Genomic DNA, 16,287 nt, shown 5'->3' with positions numbered 1-16,287 from the left:
ACTTAGCGCGATGAACATAAAACCGATGCCGCCACTGACGACCGTTCCCAAAACCGCCGCACTGCGTTGGCAAACTCGACTGGGTTTGTTGGCGCAACGCTTACTCGGCACGATGCTGCTCATCGTCATCGCGTGGGTGCTGCGCGATCAGCCGGTCGCTCCTGTGGATTGCTGGCGGACTTGCGTTATATTTCATCGTGTTATGGCGTTATCCCGCAGCATGGCTGGTGATTTTACCGGCACTGCTGCCGGTGCTTGATCTCACGCCGTGGACGGGACGCTTGTATTTTGGCGAATACGATCTGTTCGTGGCATTGACGCTGGCGCTTGGTTTGCTGCGCGGCGTGTTAAGCCAGCGATCACCGTTGAACGTGCGCGGATTTTATCCGGCGCTGGGCGTGTTCATCGCCGCCAACATGCTGGGCATCATCCTAGAATTTCACGCTGGCGCAGCGGAACTCACCGCCGAATACGCACATTATTTCAGTCCGTTCAATAGCTTGCGCGTTGCAAAAGGATTATTTGCTGCACTGCTGCTGTTTGCCATGTCGAACAATCGCGCCAGCAACAACGTCCGGTCGCGCTGTTATTGAGCATTGGCTTGGTGCTGGGGCTGCTGCTGGCGGGTTTGAGCATTATTTGGGAACGGCTGATGTTCACCGGCCCGTTCGATTTCAGTCAGTCGTATCGGGCGACCGGATTATTTAGCGCGATGCACCTCGGCGGCGCATCCATTGACGGATTTCTGGCACTGACGCTGCCGTTTATTGCGGCGCTATTCATGGTTGCTCGCGGACGCCTGCTACAAATCGGCGGATTGTTTGTTCATGCTGGCGCTGTACGCCTTTCTCGTGACCTTCAGCCGAGCGAATTATTTGGCATTTGCGGGAATGACTGCGCTGGCCATCGCCGGTGATTATGTGGTGCGGCGAGGGAAAGCAGCGCGTCCCACGCAAACGCTGAAATGGACGTTGCTCGGCACGTTAATGATTACAGCGATTGCAGTGCCGATTCTCGGCGGCGGTTTTGTGCATTCGAGTCGGGTCTTTGATGCGTTGGATGATTCCGTCACGGACATTCTATTCGGCAGAGGCGTCGGCAGTTTTCCGCGAGTGTTTCAGGACGAAGAAATCAACAAGCGCCATCAATATCTTGCACAATTCAATGTGTTGCGCGAACCGGGCAACCGTTTTGTGCGTTTTTCGGCGAGTGATTCAAATGGCTCACTATTTCTGCGCCAGCGCCTACTGCCGGGGCACCACGAGGCAACCTTATCGCTGCGAATGCGCGGACAGACCACGCCGCCCGATAAGCTGTTGATTGAATTGTGCGAAATGAACATTTTGCGGTCTAAATCCGAATGCCAATGGCTCGGCATCACACTTGATGCCGCAAAAGCTGGTGAATGGGCGGAATACAGCAAATCGGTTGATTTAATCAATTTTGGTAGAAGTCTTTTGGGATTCTCGCGCCCAGTGGATTTAATGCTGCTTAATCGCGGACTGACTGGCGCAGTTGATATTGACGATGTCCGTTTAACTGCGCCGGATGGCACGAACCTGCTTGCCAACGGCGATTTTGAAACCAATTTTGACCACTGGCTGTTTAATCCCGGCGACCATTTGCTGTGGCACGCCAAGAACATTTTTCTGCACGTTTGGTTTGAAACCGGGTTGATTGGTTTAGCAGCATTCGTGCTGGTGCTGTTGATTGCCTTCAATCGGCTATTTAACAGGATAGAGCACGGCGATCGCTGGGCGCTGGTGCTGTTAATCGCGTTAAGCGGCTTTTTGATTCTCGGCGCTTTCGACACGCTGATCGACGACCCGCGAATTGCGCTGTTGTTCTTTTTATTGCTATTTGCAGCCATCAGCCCCGCGACGCTAGAGCTTGCGTCCTCAACGGCAGCATTCTTACCTTGGGCGAAACTGGTAAAGACGGCAATTTTGACAGTGCCCGCATTGGGTATAGTCGTAGTCGCGCATACATTTCTGACGCAAAAATTGTCGCCACCAGAGTTGGTGCGACTGGCGCTGAAGCGGGCAGACATTGATTGGCCGTGGCTGAATGAGGCGCTGACGCCTGCACCATCACCCGCCATTCCAATTGGGCAATTATTCCCAGAATGGCAACCATTACCGACATCTCATTTTGCTCCAGATGCGCAATCGCTGCGAATTGGAATGCGTACTTTTTATTCCATGCAGGAAGCAGCTTCTGCGCTTAAATCTGGGGACACGCTTGATATTGGCGCTGGGGTTTACGACACACCTTTAGTCATTGAAATAGACAACGTCACTATTCGCGGACACGGTCATGTCATATTAGAGAAGGGCACAGCAAAAGATAAAGGAAATATGTTGATTCAAGGCAACAATGTTCAGATAAAAAATCTTGAATGTCGTTTGATTTCTGTTTCCGATGGCAATGGTGCGTGTATTCGGTTGGAAGGCACGAATCTGTCAGTTGAACATGTGTATTTCCACGATTCCGATCAAGGTATTCTCACTGGTGCTGATCCGGGAATTGTGCGTATTCGTGACAGTCGTTTTCAACAACTTGGTTTGAATGGTCTTGCTCACGCAATTTATATCGGTGGCGGTGAATTACATATTGAAGATAGTTTGTTTCTTGCTTCAAAAAGTGAGGGTCACGAAATTAAAAGCCGGGCGCAAATTACTACAATTAAACGCAGCATTATTGCGTCGCTCACTGGTGTGGATAGCCGTTTAATTGATATATCAAATGGTGGCACATTAGTTGTTGAAGATAGCCTGCTAGCCAAGGGCCCAAACTCCAGCAATCTTGATGCAGTTGGTTTCGCCTTAGAAAAAAATCGGCAATCAAATCATCGCGTCATTTTACGCGGCAATATCATTTTTCTGGAACGAACTGAATCAAATCGTTTGCTGCATCTTGGTAATGACAAAACATCGGTTGATTTGTTCGGCAATCTGATTATTTCTAAACAAAATACCGGTTATGAAGATGGTAATTTTATTTATAAAGAACGCAAAGCAGCTGGATTTCCAGAGTATCCCGCATTGCCAATTGAACGTTTTCTTAAATCGCCATCCGCGTTTTAATTCAATTTAACCACCGCATCACCCTGACAAACGGCGTTGCGCCCTGCCGAGGCTGCACCGTCGCAGTCGCACCGCCGCGCACGAAAGTCGGCACGTCAGCAATCACTCGCCCGCGCTCGTCAATAATTGCGGAAATCCCAGTATTGGTAGCGCGGAGCAAAAAACGCCCAGTTTCGAGTGCCCGAAAGCGTGCCATTTGCAAATGTTGATGCGGCGCAAACGAATCGCCAAACCACGCATCATTGCTGACGTTAATCAGAAATTGCGCCTCCGGCAGCGCCTGCGCCACCTCGTTGGCAAACACGTCCTCGTAACAAATCGACACGCCAACTTGCCATGCGCCGACCTTCAGCAACGGACGGGCGCTGTCACCGCGACTGAAATCCGCCATCGGAATTTCAAATAAATCAATCAGCGGCGTCAGCCAATCGTGCAGCGGCATGAACTCGCCAAACGGCACTAAATGGCGTTTGGTGTACAGGTCTTCACCGCTGCCGATACTCACTAACCCGTTGTAATACTGACCAGTTTCAGTATTCAACACCGGCACACCGAGCACGATTTCTGCGCCTTCGGACTGCGCCCGCGCTGCCAGCGGCGTGAGCAATGGAGCGCGGATGTCGTGGAGAAATGCCGGCAGCGCGGTTTCTGGCCACACAATTAACGCACTGCCGAAATGCTCCCGCGTCAATTCCAAATAAGCCTGCACGATTTGCTCCTCGGCCTCTGGCGTCCATTTCAATTCCTGCGGGATATTAGCCTGTACCACGCTGGCGCGAAATGGTGCGCCAATTGCCTGCGTCCATTCGATGTGTTGTAAACCCAAACCGCCGAGCAGCAGCGCCCCAATTCCGCTCGCTGCAATCAATCGTTGCCGTCCTATCCAATTCAATACGCCCCACAGCAATCCGCCAGTGAATGCGGTCAATAGACTGACGCTATAAATACCGCCAATGGGCGCGTATCCCGCCAGCGGTCCATCAAGCTGGGTATAACCGAGATTGAGCCACGGAAAACCAGTGAATAGCCAGCCGCGTATCCATTCCAATAAAACATAACTGCCGGGTAATAGCAGCAGCGGCGCGATGAAATCCCCCCTGCCCCCCTTTTGTAAAGGGGGGTGAAGAGATAAATTTTGCAAAGGAAGGTTAAAAGATAAACGGCGCACCAGCCAGCCAACCACGCCGGAATATAACGCCATTAACGCGATAAATAACGCAGTTAATAAATACGCCAACCACGCATCGAGATTGCCGAATTGATTGAGGCTAATCCGAATCCAAAATACGCCCACGCCAAATAGCCCAATGCCGAATAGCCAGCCGCGCCAAAATCCTGCGCGTGGCGAGGCATCGATTAAACTTTGATTGAAACCAGCGAACGCTAGCACGGCGACCGCAAACCAGCCAAAGGGCGCAAATCCCAACACCATCAGCGCCCCGCTCGCCAGCGCCAGCGCCTCTGGTAAAAATCGCCGTAACTGCTGTAAAAATAACGACATAACTGCTTTACTCGTGATGAGATTTTGCGCCCTGTTCGCGCTTGATCTGCTGTTTGAAGGCTTCGATGTCATCAATCAGATCGCGCGGAATGGGCGAAGATTTGGGTGGAGCAAAACGGGCTGGCGCAGCAATTTCTGCATCGTCAACGGGCAGTGATTCGCCGTCGAGCAGACGTTGCAACTCACGCTCCTGCGCTGCGCTGAGATTGGGATCGGGATAATCGAACTTGGTTAAATCGTCTGGCGCTCTCGTGCGTTCACGGCGCGGCGGCAGTGGCGCAATTTTTTTGGCTGGCGGTTGAACAGATTTTGCAACTGGAACTGCGCTGTTCTCCCCCCTTTGCAAAAGGGGGGCAGGGGGGGATTTAGGACGCAGTTTCGGCGGCGGTGGCGCGATCAAATCCCCCCAACCCCCCTTTTGCAAAGGGGGGCTTTTCGATGATTCCTTTTGCACGGGGCGCTGACTTCTGGCATCGGGGGGCTAATGGGTAACGAAGGGTTAATTTGCACAGAAGGATTAACCGTCGCTTCCTCCCCCCTTTGCAAAAGGGGGGGGGGGGGATTTCTCCGCCGGGCGCAGCGTCGCCAACAGCGCAATCACCAAAGCCAAACTCGCTACGCCCAGCGCCAGCAGCATTCCCCAATAACCAAACGGCACACGATGGTCATCAAACTGATGAATCTGATGCAGACGCGGTGTCTGCCCGCGTTCCCGCGCCTGCTGCGATTGCCGCAACGCATCGAGAATGTAGCTCATGGCGCTGGTGTCGCCGTTAAGCGCGGCGTTCCCGGCAGCGCAGCGGCGCGATTGAGCTGCATCAGCGTCCGCGCTCCCGCCACGCCATCGGCTTCAAACCCCGCGCGGTTTGAAAGGTGCGCACTGCCGCTGCCAGCGCAGCATCAAATATCGGCGCATCAGTCGCAATCTCCGCCAAACTTGGTAAATCAGCCACTTGCGCCAGTCGCCGCCGCAGCCAGCGGATATTTTCCGGCGCGGAACCGGCAGCAATTAGCACTGCGCCACCCGGCGGTGGTTGCCAAATCAGGGTGTAATTTCCTGTCCACAATCGCTCCAGCGCCGCAACCGAAAGCTGCGCCGTGCCGGTTTCCAGCGCCAGCGTCGCGTCGTTGTCGGTGAGCGCGATCAACACGAGAAATTCGCGGCGACCGTCTGGATGCGTCACGCGCAGCAGCGCCGGTAAATCGAAATAACGCAGATTGGCGAGCGTTCCGGTTTCCAGCGCACAACTCAGCCCCAGCGCGATCACGCGAGTGCACGGGTCATCTGCGCCAAAATCAGCGACCATTTGCCCCCATTGCCGCAGCAGCAGCCGAAAAGCCGCAGCTTCCGGCAGCGCGAGTTGCTCCAAATTCAGCGCAATTTCAGTGTTTAACGGCGCTGGCGCGACGACCGGCGCAATCGGTGGCGCAGCCGCCGGTGTGAATTGCGCCCGCAAAAGATGAAACGGATTGCCAAAATGCGTGTTAACCCATTGATAAGCAAGCCAGCCTGCGCCGAGTGACAGCGTAAATAATGCCGTCGCCAGCAGCAGCGGATGCACGAATCGCTGCGTCGGACGCGAATCGCCGCGTATTTCGGTCATCGCTTTGATGACGATCTGCGGCGTGACTTGTTTACGGCGCGTGACGCTGGCACCGAGCAACGCCCGTTCGCACAAAATGTTAATCAGACGCGGAATGCCGCCGGAATAACGATGGATGTCGCGGAGAGCGCGAGCAGTGAAAAGCTGGCGCTCGATGCCAGCGACGGCGAGGCGATGACGAATGTAATTGCTGGTGTCGTGGCGGTTAAATGGCGTGAGATGAAAACGCGCCGTGATGCGCTGATTGAGCTGGCGCAATTGCTCGCTTTCCAACAGTCGCCGCAATTCCGGTTGCCCAATCAGGAAAATTTGCAGCAACTTGTGCTGGGTGGTTTCCAAATTGGTGAGCAGGCGAATCTGCTCCAGCACTTCGGGTTTGAGGTTTTGCGCCTCGTCAATCACCAGCAGCGGACGGCGACCTGCGGCATGAGCGGTCAGCAGATATTGATTGAGATAGTCCACCAGCGCTCGCAGCGTGTGCTCGCTGCCAACGACCGGAATGGCAAATTCGGCGCACAGCGTCAGCAACAGCTCTTCAGCGGTTTGAGTTGGATTGAGAATCAGCGCGACTTCCACGCCCGGCGGCAATTGCTCCAAAAAAGCGCGGCAGACGGTAGTTTTGCCCGTGCCGACTTCGCCGGTGAGCAACACAAAACCGCCGTTATCCTCAGCGCCATATAGCAGATGCGCGAGTGCCTCCCGATGCTGCTCACTCAAAAAGAGATATTGCGGATCAGGTGCAATAGAAAATACTGGTGCTTTCAAACCGAAATGATTGGGATACACAGCGAATAGTTATTAGCAAAAAGCCCCCCTTTGAAAAAGGGGGGCTGAGGGGATTTAAATATCCCGCAGCAATTCGTTAATACCCACTTTGCTACGAGTTTTTGCATCAACTTGTTTAATGATGACGGCGCAATACAGGCTGTGTGAACCGTCGGCAGCGGGTAAATTACCAGACACCACGACTGCGCCAGCAGGCACACGTCCATAACTCACTTCGCCAGTCATGCGATTATAAATCTTGGTGCTTTGCCCAATATACACGCCCATTGAAATCACTGCGCCTTCACCGACAATCACGCCTTCCACAATCTCCGAGCGTGCACCAATAAAGCAATTGTCTTCAATAATCGTCGGCGCTGCTTGCACGGGTTCTAATACGCCACCAATTCCGACGCCACCAGATAAATGCACATTCTTTCCAATCTGCGCACAGGAACCAACCGTTGCCCAAGTATCCACCATTGTGCCGGAATCGACATAAGCGCCGATATTGACATAAGACGGCATTAACACGCAGCTTGGCGCAATATAAGCACCTTTCGCGCCGAGGCTGGCGGCACAATACGCACTCCACCATCACGGAATTCACGCGAATTAGTATCGGCGTATTTAGAAGCAACTTTGTCATAATAATTCGTAAAGCCGCCTTTCATGCACCAATTGTCTTCAATACGAAATGACAGCAGTACAGCTTTTTTAATCCATTCGTGCACGACCCAATCGCCATCGCGTTTTTCTGCGACACGCAATTCACCACGATCAAGTCGCTCAATCGTATCCTGCACTGCATCGCGGACATGCGTTTCGACATTGCGTGGTGTAATTTCAGCGCGGCGCTCAAAAGCATCCAAAATGATCGTTTGTTGTTCAGTCATCGTGTTTAATTCCTAAAATTACTGATTAATATGAACGTTTATTCATGCCAATGGCGGGGATCATTCAGTGCATTCGCGCATATCACCTGCCCTTGAAATTGTCCAATGATTTCCGGTTTAAGCGCCTGCAGCATCCACGCATCAGCATGTTCTACAGGAATCAAATAAGGCGCAGTGAATCCATATTGTCCAGCCGGTGTAAATCCCTGTTTTGTGTAATAACTCGGATAACCGAGAACAAAAATTAAATCAACGCCAGCGTGCGCTGTTGCATGAGTGCTTGTGCAATCAATTGTGTCCCAATTCCCTGCGCTTGATATGCCGGATGCACGGCAAGTGGCGCTAAAATTGCGGCATTAACCTGTAATTTTACATTAGCAATCTCCGCTTTGGTTAGTAAAATATAGCCGATAATAATATCAGTTTGATCTGTGGGCGATGGTTGCGTTGCGACCAATGATAATAGCGGATATGCACTCGCATCTTGAAGCAAAGCAACGGTCAATTGCGCTATTTCTAAACCCTGATCTGCTCCAAATGCAATTTCGATTAATTTGCTAATTGCGGGTATTTCAGAATCTACCGATGCTCGAATTTGCATATTGTTTAATTCTCAAATTGTAATTCAACACAACGCCGAATCCGCTGCGCTGCTTCAATACATTCAGCGAGCGGCGGCACGAGCGCCAAGCGTATTCGTTGCGCTCCCGGATTGACGCCATCCACTTCTCGCGCTAAAAAACTGCCCGGCAATACGGTTACATTTTCCTGCGCAAATAAACGCCGCGTAAAATCAGTATTTGCAATTGGCGTTTCTGGCCATAAATAAAAACCCGCTGCGGGCTGCGTCACTGGCAAAATATCATTCAAAATTTCCAATACGGCAGTAAATTTCTCTCGATATAACTGCCGATTCGTGCGCACATGCGCCTCATCATTCCAAGCTGCTGCGCTCGCGTATTGCACCGGCAATGCCATGGCGCAACCGTGATAAGTCCGATACGCGAAAAATTGCGCGATCACTTCTGCATCGCCAGCGACAAAACCAGAACGCAAACCCGGTGCATTTGAGCGTTTTGATAGGCTATGAAATACTAAACACTGCTTAAAGTCGTTATTACCGATTGCCGCTGCGACTTGTAATAAACCCAGCGGCGGCGAATTCTCATCTTGATAAATTTCTGAATAGCATTCATCGGAAACAATGATAAAATTATGGCGCTGCGCTAATGCAATTAACAACGCAAAAGTTGCAGTATTAAATACTGCGCCAGTTGGATTGCCCGGTGAACAAATATACAGCAATTGGCAGCGTTCCCACGTTGCTGCATCGACGCTGCAAAATCAGGAATAAATCCATTTTCTGCTAAACACGGCAAATAACGCGGTTCTGCACCCGCCAGCACGCCGCGCCTTCGTAAATTTGATAAAACGGATTGGCATCAGCACCAACGGCGCACTGCGGCGATCAATTACCGCCTGCGCGATGGCAAACAGCGCCTCGCGGGTTCCATTGACCGGCAAAATTTGCCGTTCGGGGTCGATGCCGAGTTGAGCGCCGTTGCTCAACTGAAAGCGCCGACTCAACCAACCGGCAATTGCGGTGCGCAGTTCCGGCGTCCCGCGTGGTCGGATACACCGCCAACTGGCGCAAATGCGCGGTCAGCGCGTCAGTAATTAAAGCGGGAGTCGGGTGTTTTGGTTCGCCAATGTAGAGCGCCAACGGAGTGCGATCGGGCGACGGTGTGAGGTCAGCTTTGAGCGCCGCGAGCTTTTCAAAGGGATAAGACTGCAAACGGTCGAGATCGGGTTCATTGGATTTAGCGCCGGCGCGGCAAATAAAGTGGGTGAGTATAAAGCAAGGCTGGCGTTGGTTCTATGTTCAGAAAAATGCGGTGCTCAATTCTGATATTTTGAATGATTGAGGTGACGTAGCGTTGTTATTTGGTTGCTGAATTGCCGATTCTTTTTGACTAAAATTGCCTATTTGAGTTTATGAAATAGCTTACAGATAATCTTTGGAGCTTTAATTTTTATTAAAAAATGATGCGGAGGTGACGATTCAAATGGACGTGACGGCGCTGAGAAATATAACCAACCTGCGCAGCTTGACACAAAGGCGTAGACAATTCAGTATGATTTTTGCGCGTTTTGATGTGTGTGGAATAAATCCACACATCACTCGTAAAAGTGGAATCAATGGAACATAATTTTTTATTAATTACCGTAGCTTTTTTACTGGTATTGCTGAATGGTTTTTTTGTTGCAGCAGAATTTGGCTTGGTGAAATTACGGCAAACGCGAGTAAAAGCGATTGCTAAAACCAACGGCTGGCGCGGACGAGTGCTCATTCAAGTACATCAGCAATTGGATACTTATCTTTCTGCCTGTCAATTGGGAATCACACTAGCGTCATTAGGATTGGGTTGGATTGGTGAACCAGCATTTGCGCAACTGTTGCACCCGCTACTCATCCTAGTCGGCGTTGAAAGTGAACAGTTGATCCATACGATTGCGTTTTCAATCGCCTTTTTTATGATTTCATATTTGCATATTGTCGTGGGAGAGCTAGCACCAAAATCCATCGCTATTCGATTTCCAGATCGAGTTGGCGTATTAACCGCTGCCCCGCTATATGCTTTTTATTGGTTAATGTATCCGTTAATTTGGATTCTTAATCACAGCTCAAACTGGTTGTTAAAAACCATTAAATTAGATAATGCGCAGCATCATGAGACCTATTATTCGACAGAAGAACTCAAGGTCATTTTACGCGCATCACGGGCAGATGATCGTTACACCAGCGACGAATGGCGAGCACTAGCGCAGGCACTTGATTTTCGGAATCTCGAAGTGGCGGATTTAATGCGACCTTTTCGGGAAGCGATTGTGCTATTAAAAACCAATAATCTGGAAACAAATTTAGAGCGCGTGGTACAACATCGCTATAGCCGTTATCCCTATGTCAACGAACAAGGACAAGTTGAAGCAGTCATCCATTTGAAAGACATCTTTTTTGCGCTGCGCCAAAAAGAATGCTTAACTACTTTAGATGGATTAGCACGTCCGGTGCTTATCGTATCGCCGAGTTTACCTGCGAGTGACTTATTGCGGCGCTTTCGTCAAGGTGCACCACATTTTGCGGTCATTGCATATCAAGAAAAACATCCATTAGGCTTTATCACCTTGGATAATTTATTGGGAGCATTGGTAGGAGAAATTCGGGATGAATTCCGCCAGTCACAAAACGAATGGATGAAATTAGATGATGACACGCTGATTGGAAAAGGTAGCCTATCGGTGTTTACATTAGAGCGAGCACTGGGCATTGATATTGAGGAAACTACTGCGGATTCTGTAGGTGGTTTGATTTTGCAGCAATTGGGTGATTTACCAGAAGAAGGACAACGCATCAGTTTTGAAAAGTTTGATGTTGTGGTTAAAAAAATGAGTGGTCCACGTATTATGCTGGTGCGCATTTACCCGCAAGAAAACACCAACAAAATGTAGCCAATATCTGATAAAAACCGTCATCTACTTTTATAGCAGATGACGGTTTTTTAACTTCGCAACATACCAAAAGAGCTCTGCGCTACTTTGACGCATTGAGTTAATCGAAGATGTCTGCGTCAGGTCAGTGAATAGCCGGTTGATTAAAACATCAAATCAATGACGCAGTGTTAATCTCAGCAGCATCTGCAAGACCAATTAAATTACCCCATCGCTACTGCTTAGTCTATCCAGCGTAAAATGATACGAAAATAACTATAACATTTTTTTACAAAGATTAAATGCGGTAAATTTACTTTAGATCAACTATATCATTGCCTGCACCACCGACTAAACGATCGTCACCAGTGCCACCATCCAAAATATCTTTGCCAGTGTTTCCTTCCAGCGTATCATTACCCGCCTCACCATTTAATTTGTCATCACCAGAACCGCCCAGCAGATTATCATTGCCAATGCCACCGAGCAGCGTGTCATTGCCCGTTCCACCATCGAGTTTATCTTTCCCAATTCCGCCTAACAGTGAATCATTACCAACTGCGCCACTGAGCGTATCATCACCGCCCAGCCCATCAATGATGTCGTTACCATTGCTGCCGTTGATTTTATCGGCGGTTGGTGTTGCTTTTTTAATAGCCATGATCAATGTTTTCCTGAGTGAGTGATGAATACGCTGAATTTTCTGACAGGCTAAATATAAAAATTGTTTTACTCAAAAAATAGAATAATATTTTTAAGCCTATCATGGTGTGTGCTGGGTCTCAATTTAAGTCAAGAAATCGAATTAACCTTTTTATTGCCAGCAGCTGCGCCAGCATCATTACAAACCAGTAGGATGGAATTGACATTCTGCGTATATTCAGCTGATCGGCATTAACCTCACGGGAACAACATTTCATGTCAATTATCCAAGATATTCATCACGTTAGCCTAATTGTTGCCGACACCAGCGTGGCGCTCGAATTTTATGCGGGCGTTCTCGGTTTAAAAGTACTGGATACGCGTCCAGCACTTGGTTTTGCGGGCGCGTGGCTGGTGGCAGGAACGCAGCAAATTCATCTGCTAGAACTACCCAATCCCGATCCTATTAGTGGGCGACCAGCGCACGGTGGACGAGATCGTCATCTGGCACTGCGGGTTATTTCAGTGCGCGATTTGATTGTGCGCTTGGATGCAGCGCAGTGTCCGTACACGCTCAGTCGCTCCGGTCGTCACGCACTGTTTTGCCGCGATCCCGATGGCAATGCGTTGGAGTTTATTGAAGAAAAAACCTAGAGCGGTTGCTGGAGTCACCTTATTAAATAACTGCACAAGGTTGTGACCACGCGCCGTAAATGGGACGATCTACGCCAGCACTTTTGCATTTAACCAACGGATTTTTTGATGTTTTACATGCTGATTCATCTGTTTGATTTACCGCTCACTTTGGCGGACATCGCTGCGGGTATTTACCCATGACCGATGCGCAGCACCGTCGTCCCACGCGCCGCCGTCGTCCTAGCACCGCAGCGCGAGTCGGTGGTTTTCTCTGGCGCTGGCTGTGGATTATTACTGCTGGAGTCAGCGTGGCCGGCGTGTTTTATGGCGTACAACTTGATCGCGTGGTGCGCGGCAAATTTGAAGGACAACGCTGGGCATTACCGGCGCGGGTGTACGCTCGTCCGTTAGAACTTTATGCCAGTCGCCCGCTTGACCCAGAGCAGTTTCAAGCCGAATTAGATCGCCTGAATTACCATCAAGTAGAAAACGCCGAGCTGCCCAGTTCCGGTACTTATCAGCGTGTAGGCGATCACTTTTTACTGAAAACGCGCACGTTTCAGTTTTGGGACGGTCAAGAACCAGCGCGTCATTTGGATGTGCAGCTGGTTGACGGACGTGTTGCCCGGTTGACCGATGCAGACGGCGGCGCAGACCCAGCACTGGTGCGACTCGACGCGATGTTGATCGCCAGCATTTATCCGACGCATAACGAAGACCGCATTCTCGTGCGGCGCGAAGACCTTCCCGATCTGCTGGTGAACACGTTGATCGCAGTCGAGGATCGCAATTTTCATAACCATTTCGGCGTCGATCCGCGTGGCATTTTGCGTGCTGCATACAGCAACTTTCAGGCTGGAGCCGTCGTGGAAGGCGCAAGTACGCTGACGCAGCAGTTGGTCAAGAATTTCTATCTCAACGCCGACCGCACTTTTCAACGCAAATTGAAAGAAGCGTACATGTCGCTGTTGTTGGAACTGCGCTACAGCAAAAACGAGATTCTCGAAGCCTACGCCAACGAGATTTATCTCGGTCAGGACGGACGGCGAGCGATTCACGGGTTCGCACTCGCCAGCAGTTTCTTTTTCAATAAGTCACTGAACGAAATCGGTATTCCTGAAACTGCGCTGCTCATCGGCATGGTGCAAGCGCCTTCCAATCTTGATCCGCGTCGTCATCCTGAAGCTGCCACCACGCGCCGCAATCTTGTGCTTGATTTGATGGTGCGCGACAACGTGATTTCCGCGAAAGACGCTGCGCAGGCGAAAACGATGCCGCTCGGCATTGCGGAAGGTGGCGGGCGACCAGTTGGCAGTTATCCCGATTTTATTTCGCTGGTTAGACGCCAGTTGCAGCGCGATTACCACGACGAAGACCTGCGCTCCGAAGGTCTGAATATCTTCACCACGCTTGATCCGCTGGTGCAGGCGACGGTAGAACGTGCTGTACCTAAACAATTGAGCGCGTTAGAAAAATCCCATCAGATGAAGCCGGAAACCCTCGAATCTGCCGCTGTAGTGACCTCGGTCGATCAAGGCGAAGTGCTGGCGCTGGTCGGTGGGCGCAAACCGGGTTATGCCGGATTTAATCGGGCGCTTGATACCGTGCGCTCCATCGGTTCGCTGGTGAAGCCGGCGGTCTATCTCACGGCGCTGGCGCAGCCGGAGCGTTACACCCTGACCAGCGGCATTTCAGATTCGCCAGTCAGTTTGGCGGATGGCGATAAACGCTGGGAACCAAAGAATTACGATCGGCGCGTGAACGGCACGGTGCGATTAGCGGATGCGCTGGCGCGGTCGCTGAATCTGGCAACGGTCAATCTTGGCCTCAGCGTGGGCGTGAAAAAGGTCGCAGAAACGCTGTATCAGCTTGGCATACAACGTAAAATTCGCATCGTGCCCTCACTGCTGCTCGGTTCAGTGTCGATGTCGCCGCTGGAAGTTGCGCAGATGTATCAAACGTTAGCGGCAAACGGCTATCGCGCTCCGCTGCGGGCCATCCGCGAAGTTGTGGATGCTAAAGGTCAACCGCTTAACCGTTATCCGCTGGCAATTGAAGCAGTGATTGATCCGAAAGCCGCTTATCTCACGGGCTGGGCGATGCAAGGCGTGGTCAAACGTGGTACTGCCAAATGGCTCGGCGAACAGTTGCCAGACGGAATGACGATGGCGGGCAAAACCGGCACGACCGATGACATGCGGGATAGCTGGTTTGCCGGATTCAGCGGCGATAAGGTCGCGGTCGTGTGGCTGGGGCGCGATGATTACAAACCGATGGGCTTGACTGGCGGCACTGGTGCGTTGCGGGTGTGGGCAGAATTCATGCTGGCGCTGGCAAATGAGCCATTGTCAGAATTTCCACCAGAAGGTGTCGTGATCGCGGATGCGTGTGGGCGCACTAAAATTCCGTACATCGGCAGTGCGCCACGTTCCCAAAATTGCGGCAGCAGTGATAACAATGGCGATGAACCGATTAAACGGCGTACTGCGCGGCGCAATGAGAATGGCGAATCGAGTCCTGAATCTGCCGATGCTGACGCAGAACCAGTTGCTGAATCCGTTGCTGCGCCTGAACCAGCGCCTCCACCAAAACCGAAACCCAAGCCAAAACCGCAGGTAGAGGAAAACAACACCTTTATGAGCGATTTTTAGCGTGAATAACACCATCTTCACGCTGGGAAATAACGAGCTATGAACCAGCCATTTATGATTAAAAATCAAGCAGCATCGACGATTCGGCTTCCAGTTATCTTGATCGCTGTCACGGGTTTGTACGCCTGTGCGCTGCAACCCCGTGAAGGTCCGCCCGCGCCAGTGGTGCAAATCACCCCGGCGCATAAAAAAGCACATTCGGCGGTCAAACCGCGACCGGTTCCAGTCGAGGACACCGCTTCCGCTGGTGAACGGGTGACACCTTCCAAAACAGTCGCTCCAGTAAAACCCAAAACCAAGGTGTACGTTTATCACGATCCGAGCATCGCACCGGATGCACAAGCCACTGCGCCAGCGGCAGAAGCAGAATCGGTTGCGCCAGCGGAAGCTGTGGAATCAAACGCTGCGCCGTCAACAACAAATGCTGCGCCAGCAACCCCATCTCAAACGGTGACTGCTGCGCCAGCGCCAATTGCTCCAAGTCGCACTCCTTCAGTGGAAATTGCCAAGAAAGCGATTGCCGCACCACCTCCAGCGCCAATCGTGATCGCTAAAGCTGAACCGCAGCGTCTTGTGCCGCCAGTCGCAGCACCAAAATCTGCGCCACCGCCAGCTCCAACGCCAGCGCCGCGAGTCGTTCACGTTGCGCCACCACCGCCACCTCCTGCGCCACCAATTCCCGTGCCACCACTGCCGCCTGCCGCGCAGTCGTTAGCCGCGCAGGCCGAACAACAACGCAAAGCGGGTGATTACACCGGCGCTGCTGCGTCATTGGAACGTTCGTTGCGCATTGCGCCCCGCGAGGCTTATTTGTGGAACCGGCTGGCGCGAGTGCGCATGGAACAGGGACAAACGCATCAAGCGGGAAATCTCGCCTCTCGCGCCAACGATTTGTCGGGTCAAAACGCAGCGGTGAAACAAGACAACTGGCGCATCATCGCGCACTCCAAACGTCAAGCCGGGGACAATGCCGCCGCTAATGCCGCGCAACAGCGGGCAGATGCTAATTAAATGCCA

14 protein-coding genes and 2 pseudogenes are annotated in these 16,287 nt (G+C 51.5%); 8 read left to right on the top strand and 8 right to left on the bottom strand.

Features of this window, described 5'->3' with window-relative positions; genetic code table 11:
* Positions 1-10 precede the first annotated feature (10 nt).
* The 4 genes from CXB77_RS09445 to CXB77_RS09430 are packed head-to-tail and all read left to right on the top strand — an operon-like array spanning position 11 to position 3,086.
* A complete protein-coding gene (locus CXB77_RS09445) occupies positions 11-259 on the top strand; it encodes a hypothetical protein (protein WP_146108780.1) in 249 nt (82 codons plus the stop codon).
* A complete protein-coding gene (locus CXB77_RS09440) occupies positions 198-593 on the top strand; it encodes a hypothetical protein (protein WP_172452614.1) in 396 nt (131 codons plus the stop codon). Before CXB77_RS09445 ends, CXB77_RS09440 begins: the two co-directional genes overlap by 62 nt.
* On the top strand, positions 590-916 hold the full coding sequence (locus CXB77_RS09435) for a hypothetical protein (RefSeq protein WP_105073686.1): 327 nt from the start codon (positions 590-592) through the stop codon (positions 914-916). Before CXB77_RS09440 ends, CXB77_RS09435 begins: the two co-directional genes overlap by 4 nt.
* Positions 828-3,086: a hypothetical protein gene (locus tag CXB77_RS09430; RefSeq protein ID WP_172452613.1), complete on the top strand. Its 2,259-nt coding sequence runs from the start codon at positions 828-830 to the stop codon at positions 3,084-3,086. Before CXB77_RS09435 ends, CXB77_RS09430 begins: the two co-directional genes overlap by 89 nt.
* A 1-nt stretch (position 3,087) precedes the next feature.
* Here CXB77_RS09430 and lnt read toward each other — a convergent pair whose 3' ends face one another.
* From lnt to dapC, 7 genes and pseudogenes are all read right to left on the bottom strand, one after another.
* Entirely contained in the window at positions 3,088-4,587 is a 1,500-nt protein-coding gene (gene lnt, locus CXB77_RS09425; RefSeq protein ID WP_105073684.1) for an apolipoprotein N-acyltransferase, read from the bottom strand.
* Positions 4,588-4,594: 7 nt separating this feature from the next.
* On the bottom strand, positions 4,595-5,041 hold the full coding sequence (locus CXB77_RS09420) for a hypothetical protein (RefSeq protein ID WP_146108779.1): 447 nt from the start codon (positions 5,039-5,041) through the stop codon (positions 4,595-4,597).
* 63 nt (positions 5,042-5,104) lie between these two features.
* Positions 5,105-5,344, bottom strand: a complete 240-nt coding sequence (locus CXB77_RS09415; protein WP_105073682.1) for a hypothetical protein — start codon at positions 5,342-5,344, stop codon at positions 5,105-5,107.
* Positions 5,345-5,405: 61 nt separating this feature from the next.
* Complete coding sequence (locus tag CXB77_RS09410; protein WP_242445601.1) at positions 5,406-6,977, bottom strand: ExeA family protein; 1,572 nt, start codon at positions 6,975-6,977, stop codon at positions 5,406-5,408.
* 54 nt (positions 6,978-7,031) lie between these two features.
* A pseudogene (gene dapD, locus CXB77_RS09405) lies at positions 7,032-7,852 on the bottom strand (2,3,4,5-tetrahydropyridine-2,6-dicarboxylate N-succinyltransferase).
* A 244-nt stretch (positions 7,853-8,096) separates the two neighbouring features.
* Positions 8,097-8,453, bottom strand: coding sequence for a GNAT family N-acetyltransferase (locus CXB77_RS20305; RefSeq protein WP_197711032.1), 357 nt, complete (start codon positions 8,451-8,453; stop codon positions 8,097-8,099).
* 5 nt (positions 8,454-8,458) lie between these two features.
* Positions 8,459-9,692 (bottom strand): annotated as a pseudogene (gene dapC / locus CXB77_RS09395) (succinyldiaminopimelate transaminase).
* A gap of 359 nt (positions 9,693-10,051) precedes the next feature.
* Here dapC and CXB77_RS09390 point away from each other — a divergent pair.
* Positions 10,052-11,362, top strand: a complete 1,311-nt coding sequence (locus tag CXB77_RS09390) for a hemolysin family protein (RefSeq protein ID WP_105073681.1) — start codon at positions 10,052-10,054, stop codon at positions 11,360-11,362.
* Positions 11,363-11,654: 292 nt separating this feature from the next.
* Here CXB77_RS09390 and CXB77_RS09385 read toward each other — a convergent pair whose 3' ends face one another.
* On the bottom strand, positions 11,655-12,002 hold the full coding sequence (locus tag CXB77_RS09385; RefSeq protein WP_105073680.1) for a calcium-binding protein: 348 nt from the start codon (positions 12,000-12,002) through the stop codon (positions 11,655-11,657).
* Between the two features lie 257 nt (positions 12,003-12,259).
* On the opposite strand from CXB77_RS09385, the gene CXB77_RS09380 reads away from it, so the two are divergent.
* The 3 genes from CXB77_RS09380 (at position 12,260) to CXB77_RS09370 (ending at position 16,281) form a co-directional block, all read left to right on the top strand.
* A complete protein-coding gene (locus CXB77_RS09380; protein ID WP_105073679.1) occupies positions 12,260-12,637 on the top strand; it encodes a VOC family protein in 378 nt (125 codons plus the stop codon).
* A gap of 179 nt (positions 12,638-12,816) precedes the next feature.
* A complete protein-coding gene (gene mrcB, locus CXB77_RS09375) occupies positions 12,817-15,270 on the top strand; it encodes a penicillin-binding protein 1B (protein ID WP_105073678.1) in 2,454 nt (817 codons plus the stop codon).
* 39 nt (positions 15,271-15,309) lie between these two features.
* Positions 15,310-16,281, top strand: a complete 972-nt coding sequence (locus CXB77_RS09370; protein WP_242445600.1) for a tetratricopeptide repeat protein — start codon at positions 15,310-15,312, stop codon at positions 16,279-16,281.
* Positions 16,282-16,287: the final 6 nt, after the last annotated feature.

This window comes from Chromatium okenii, assembly GCF_002958735.1.
In the GTDB taxonomy this organism is placed as follows: domain Bacteria; phylum Pseudomonadota; class Gammaproteobacteria; order Chromatiales; family Chromatiaceae; genus Chromatium; species Chromatium okenii_A.
Note: the sequence above shows the minus strand (reverse complement) of the source record. Positions and strands in the feature narration are given on the sequence as shown.

What these genes read in the sequence shown, in the direction of transcription:
- CXB77_RS09390 (WP_105073681.1), top strand. Translation starts at nt 10,052, where the DNA reads ATGGAACATAATTTTTTATTAATTACCGTAGCTTTTTTACTGGTATTG.
- mrcB (WP_105073678.1), top strand. Translation starts at nt 12,817, where the DNA reads ATGACCGATGCGCAGCACCGTCGTCCCACGCGCCGCCGTCGTCCTAGC.
- CXB77_RS09385 (WP_105073680.1), bottom strand. Translation starts at nt 12,002, where the DNA reads ATGGCTATTAAAAAAGCAACACCAACCGCCGATAAAATCAACGGCAGC.
- lnt (WP_105073684.1), bottom strand. Translation starts at nt 4,587, where the DNA reads ATGTCGTTATTTTTACAGCAGTTACGGCGATTTTTACCAGAGGCGCTG.
- CXB77_RS09380 (WP_105073679.1), top strand. Translation starts at nt 12,260, where the DNA reads ATGTCAATTATCCAAGATATTCATCACGTTAGCCTAATTGTTGCCGAC.
- CXB77_RS09445 (WP_146108780.1), top strand. Translation starts at nt 11, where the DNA reads ATGAACATAAAACCGATGCCGCCACTGACGACCGTTCCCAAAACCGCC.
- CXB77_RS09370 (WP_242445600.1), top strand. Translation starts at nt 15,310, where the DNA reads ATGAACCAGCCATTTATGATTAAAAATCAAGCAGCATCGACGATTCGG.
- CXB77_RS09430 (WP_172452613.1), top strand. Translation starts at nt 828, where the DNA reads ATGCTGGCGCTGTACGCCTTTCTCGTGACCTTCAGCCGAGCGAATTAT.
- CXB77_RS09415 (WP_105073682.1), bottom strand. Translation starts at nt 5,344, where the DNA reads ATGAGCTACATTCTCGATGCGTTGCGGCAATCGCAGCAGGCGCGGGAA.
- CXB77_RS20305 (WP_197711032.1), bottom strand. Translation starts at nt 8,453, where the DNA reads ATGCAAATTCGAGCATCGGTAGATTCTGAAATACCCGCAATTAGCAAA.